This window comes from Acinetobacter rongchengensis, from assembly GCF_003611475.1.
GTDB classification, from domain to species: Bacteria; Pseudomonadota; Gammaproteobacteria; order Pseudomonadales; family Moraxellaceae; genus Acinetobacter; species Acinetobacter rongchengensis.
In genome coordinates this window covers 1-430 of record NZ_RAXT01000208.1, presented here as the reverse complement: position 1 = coordinate 430, position 430 = coordinate 1, and the positions used below count along the sequence as shown (strand labels likewise).

Sequence of the window (430 nt, the reverse complement as noted above, 5' to 3'; positions counted from 1 at the left end):
TTTGGTAGTGTTTCAAAAAGTATGCTGAAGAAAAAGCCGATTGGATTTTGATAAAATAGAGAAATGCAAATAACTCTAGCAATCAAATGTCCAACCTGCCTCAGTGATAGTATAAAGAAAAATGGTATCAAAGTAGATGGGAAACAAAACTATCAGTGCAAAGACTGTAAACGTCAGTTTATTGGTGATCATGCACTGAGCTATCTAGGATGTAAGTCAGGTATTACTCGTAAAATATTACAGTTGATGGTCAGAGGCAGCGGTATACGAGATATTGCTGAAGTTGAGCGCATCAGTATCGGTAAAGTTTTACGTACTTTAACTGAATCAACCTATGAAATTCAGCCTCAGCAAAGTCATTATGAATCTCTCGAAGTAGATGAGTTCTGGAATTTTGTTGGAAATAAAAAGAATAAACAATGGCTTATTT

At 35.1% G+C, this 430-nt stretch carries 1 pseudogene; it reads left to right on the top strand.

Annotation, left to right across the window (positions count from 1 at the left end):
- Nucleotides 1-63: 63 nt before the first annotated feature.
- Nucleotides 64-430 (top strand): annotated as a pseudogene (locus D7V20_RS19560) (IS1-like element ISAba3 family transposase); the annotation flags it as partial.